The sequence below is a fragment of the Lacimonas salitolerans genome (assembly GCF_042677865.1).
Taxonomy (GTDB): domain Bacteria; phylum Pseudomonadota; class Alphaproteobacteria; order Rhodobacterales; family Rhodobacteraceae; genus Lutimaribacter; species Lutimaribacter salitolerans.
In genome coordinates this window covers 1-4,032 of record NZ_JBHUDD010000111.1, presented here as the reverse complement: position 1 = coordinate 4,032, position 4,032 = coordinate 1, and the positions used below count along the sequence as shown (strand labels likewise).

Sequence of the window (4,032 nt, the reverse complement as noted above, 5' to 3'; positions counted from 1 at the left end):
CGTTCTCATCCTGATTGACGCTGGATTCTCAGCCTGTTTGTCGCGCGGCACCTGACCAACATGCTGGTCGAGACGGGCCTGATCAAGGACAGCCGCCTGTTGCTCAGAACGGCATAACCGAAACGATTTGGGTCATGCCTGCCCGGTAAAGCCGGGCAGGACCACCAATCTCAGGATTGCCGCCGACGAGCGGCTGCGGATCTGCCGGAAGGCTGGATTTCGACGCCATGGCACGCAGGAGATGTGTGGCGTTCATGATCGTGTGCCAACCAAGCTTGACAGAGCGGCGGCTTCTGTTTGGCCGCGGCCCCATCTGGCGTCAGTTTCCCTGTGCTCCGCTGGCGGCGATATCCGAGATGAAGGAGCGGATCTGGCTGCGCAGACGCTCATCCTTGATTTTCGTCAGCAGCGAGGCGATTCTCGTGACCTCGCGGTCCAGAACCTCGTCTTCGATCGTTTCGTCCTCGAGGCCGTGAAAAAAGTAGGCTGGCTTTACGTCAAGTATGCGCGAGATTTCGAAAAGCTTGCTGGCCGAGATCCGATTGCGGCCCAATTCATATTTCTGAACCTGCTGGAATGATATGCCAAGACCAAGAGCTACTTCGGTCTGGGTTTGGCCGCGCGACACACGCAGCTTTTTCAATTGTTGACCCACATGAATATCTAACGGATGCGACATACCTATTCCTCGGATTGCACAGCATTTTCGCCGAGATATAATCCATAGGTTGAGTTAGATCAACGCTGTCAGAGGCGATTGTGCGGATCAGGCGGATGGCGTTGCGTCATCTTCGGCAAAGATATCAAGCAGGGCAATCGCGATCACCAGCACGGGAATCGCAATGATCGCGCCAAGGGGGCCCCAAAGCCAGAGCCAGATAACAAGGGACACGAAGATCAGCAGGGGGTTGACCGACACATGCCGTCCCACGAAGGTTGGTGTGACGAATTGCGCCTCGATCATGTTGAGGAACAGGAAGATCGCCGGTGGCACCAGCACCATGGGACCATCGAACTCCACGATGCCCGCAAGCAAAAGACCGCCGGCCATGGCCATCGGCCCGACATAGAGCAGGAAATTCAGCAGGGCCGCCACGAATCCCCAGATGAACGGGGCAGGCAGGTTGATCAGGAAAAGCGCGCCGCCGAGGGCCGTGCCAAGAGCGGCGTTGATGATCGAGATGGCCAGGAAATAGCGCGCCACCATCCGTTCGGCATTGGTAAAGCGCTGCAGGATGGCTTCGGTTTCGCTTGATGATCCGATCTGGCGCGACAGCCATGCATACATGTTTTTCCGCGTCAGCAGAAAGAAGAACAGCGTCCCCGCGAATATCAGGATCTGTGCCAGCACCACCGGGGCAAGAAACAAGGCGTTGGTGATGTCCGGCAGTGTGCTTTCAGAATCGCTGTCAGACAGGCTTGGTTCGGCACCCAGCGCCTTTTCCATCTCGCGGCTCATTTCCTTCAAGCCATTGATCAGGTTTGTAAAATCGGCAACGATCGAGCGAAGTTCGAACTGGATGCGCGGCAGTTCCTCGGCGATGCGCCACATCACGGGCGCTGCCAGCACGACCAGAACGGCAATGGCCGATACGCCAAGAATCAGAACGGCCGCCGAGGACAACCCGGCCGAAAGCCCGATGCGTTCGAACGCATCGGTGACGGGGGCCAGCATGACACCTGTCACCAAGGCAACGACCATGGGCGCAAAAATGTCGGCCCCGGCCTGCAGGGCCGCGAAGCAGAGGATGAGTGCAATCACGATCACCGCTGTGCGAAGAACCGGATCACCATTGGCGGATAATCTGTGCATCCTTGTTAAACACGCAGGCGGTTGGTTTGTTCCCTGGGGTTGACGATACTTGAGCGTTGTCGGGAAAAAACACGCAGCCGGTCTAGATCAGCGGGCGGGCCACCGGCGTTGCGTCCTTTTCCAGCCGCGCAATCCGGCACAGGCGATCGTAATCGTGGATGATCAGCCGCCCATTGCGCCAAGTTGCCGTACCCTCGCTTCGCAACCTTTTCAGCATCTTGTTGGCGTGGACCAGCGACAGGCCCAGGGCATCGGCAAGGTCCTGTTGCTTGTAGGGCAGGGGCATTTCCATCCCCTGGGTCGCACCGATCGCCGCACCGCGGTCAAACAGGCGCACGAATGCCCGCGCGATTCGTTCCACCCCGCTCATACGACCTAGAATTGCGAGGCTTTCACCAAGAAGATGCTCTTCGACGGCGGCAATCCATGTCAGGTCGAAGGCGCGTTCGGGGTGGTCACGGAACAATTCCCACAGCCGTTTGCGATCAAAGACACAGAGCGTCATGTCCGTTGTCGCCTCGACCGAATGGTGCATTTCATGCATCACGCCGGCCTGAAGCCCGATGAAATCACCCGGCATGACAAAGTTGAGAACCTGCCGTTCCCCGGACAGCAGCGTCTTGTAGCGCAATCCCATGCCATCAAGCGCGGTGTAAAGCTGCGGGCTGTTGGACGCCTCCATCATGATCGTCGTGCCTGCATCGACCACAAGCTCGCCATTCTTGAAGCTTTGCATGAAGATGACCTCGTTCTCGGTCATCATTTCAAAGATCGGACGCGTCCGAAGGGGGCAATTCCGGCATTTGGTGACCATGCGAAAAAAACCTCTTATTTATGTCGTAGTTTAATGCAGGACGTCCGAACATGTTCCAGTATAAGGTATGATTGAACAAGAACTTATCAGCGAGCGCCATATGCCCCATGATGCGCAGACGCGGCCAGACCTGCCGGTCTATGTCGTCATGGACAGCAACGTTTTGATTGCGGAAGACCTGTGCGGGTCGCTAAAGGCTGCGGGTCCGTGTCGCGTGATCAACGTGCCGACCCCGTCCGAACTTGTAGAGATGCTGGAGCACGAACCGGTCGTGTCCGCAGCATTTCTGGAGATTCGCTATGATCACCTTCTGCAAGAGGGGCTTGATCAGGTGCTGCTTGCGCGCGGGGCAAAAATCATTCTGACCATGGGCGAGGATGACGAGTGCAGGGTGCAAAAGCACGGCTGGACCATGCTGTTGCGTCCCTTTACCGAAGAGATGATCAGGTCGGCGTTGCAACCCAGTGCGCAGGGCGCCTGAAGCTCCGCAAGCGACGGCAGTTTGCCCAAGGTCAGACGCCCCTGCGTCCGCAGATTGCTAGGAGCGCGGCCTGCGGGCTGACCGCCCGGCCTGCAATCCGACTGCAAAGGCTTCGGCCACCTGCAGGATCGGATCCTTTGCGGGCGTTTGCGGGGGGCTTTCGACCGGCTCGGCGGGTCGGGGCTCGGATTTCTGGCCACCGAGGGCAAGAAAGCAAACACCCAGAAACAGATAGAGCGCGCCGATAACGGCATGGGCGACAAGGGGGCTTTCATAGGTTGCGATCAGGATCCAGAGCGCGACCGTCAGAAAGCCAAGACCCGTCAGCGCAAAGATCACGCCGATCGCGGAAAAGGCCGCCGCACGCGCAGTGGCGCGTGCGCGGCGGCGCATGTCGGAAAGAAAACCCGCCATGGGTTACTTCCGCCCCGTGATGAACCCAAGCAAGAAGCCCACACCCACGGCAAGCCCGACGGCGGTTGCCGGCTGGTTGCGCACGGCGTTCGCGGCCTGTTGACCCATCTCTTCGGCCTGATGCTGGGCAGAGTAAAGCTGCTGTTCACCGGCCTGACGCAGCTCGGACGCCTTGCGACGGGCGCCATCCACCGCAGCGTCGCGGGTCGATCCGCCCAGCTCGGACAGGGTTCTGGAGATCGCGGAAATGTCTTCCCGCAACGTGGCGATCTGCTGGGAAAGCTGTTCAATATCGTCCTGAGGGGAGGAATCGCTCGATTTTGTCTGTGCCATGGGTGCGTCCTTTCATGATGACTCCTGTAGCATAACTCCAGTGTCACCGGTAGGTTCCGGGGGGCAAAAGAAAATTATCGGACCCCAATTCGAATTTTATCGGAACAAAATGACTTGGCCAATTGTTGGGCTATTTCGCGGTTTGTGTGGGTGGTTTGGTTTCCGGTCATTTGCTTG

7 protein-coding genes are annotated in these 4,032 nt (G+C 58.2%); 1 reads left to right on the top strand and 6 read right to left on the bottom strand.

The window, feature by feature from the left end:
• Positions 1-103: 103 nt before the first annotated feature.
• The 4 genes from ACFTOW_RS13805 to ACFTOW_RS13790 form a co-directional block, all read right to left on the bottom strand.
• Positions 104-256 carry a hypothetical protein gene (locus ACFTOW_RS13805; protein ID WP_379916679.1) on the bottom strand — a complete coding sequence of 51 codons (153 nt, stop codon included), beginning with the start codon at positions 254-256 and terminating at the stop codon, positions 104-106.
• Positions 257-319: 63 nt separating this feature from the next.
• Entirely contained in the window at positions 320-679 is a 360-nt protein-coding gene (locus tag ACFTOW_RS13800) for a helix-turn-helix domain-containing protein (protein WP_379916677.1), read from the bottom strand.
• Between the two features lie 87 nt (positions 680-766).
• A complete protein-coding gene (locus ACFTOW_RS13795; RefSeq protein WP_379916675.1) occupies positions 767-1,813 on the bottom strand; it encodes an AI-2E family transporter in 1,047 nt (348 codons plus the stop codon).
• 82 nt (positions 1,814-1,895) lie between these two features.
• The gene (locus tag ACFTOW_RS13790) at positions 1,896-2,627 is read right to left on the bottom strand and encodes a Crp/Fnr family transcriptional regulator (protein WP_379916673.1); all 732 of its coding nucleotides are present in this window, start codon (positions 2,625-2,627) and stop codon (positions 1,896-1,898) included.
• A gap of 100 nt (positions 2,628-2,727) precedes the next feature.
• Between ACFTOW_RS13790 and ACFTOW_RS13785 the strand changes: the two genes are divergently transcribed.
• Complete coding sequence (locus ACFTOW_RS13785; protein WP_379916671.1) at positions 2,728-3,108, top strand: hypothetical protein; 381 nt, start codon at positions 2,728-2,730, stop codon at positions 3,106-3,108.
• A 57-nt stretch (positions 3,109-3,165) separates the two neighbouring features.
• Here the strand turns inward: ACFTOW_RS13785 and ACFTOW_RS13780 are convergent, their stop codons facing one another.
• Positions 3,166-3,522, bottom strand: a complete 357-nt coding sequence (locus ACFTOW_RS13780; protein ID WP_379916669.1) for a phage holin family protein — start codon at positions 3,520-3,522, stop codon at positions 3,166-3,168.
• Positions 3,523-3,525: 3 nt separating this feature from the next.
• Positions 3,526-3,855: an ElaB/YgaM/YqjD family protein gene (locus ACFTOW_RS13775; protein ID WP_379916667.1), complete on the bottom strand. Its 330-nt coding sequence runs from the start codon at positions 3,853-3,855 to the stop codon at positions 3,526-3,528.
• Between the last annotated feature and the right edge of the window lie 177 nt (positions 3,856-4,032).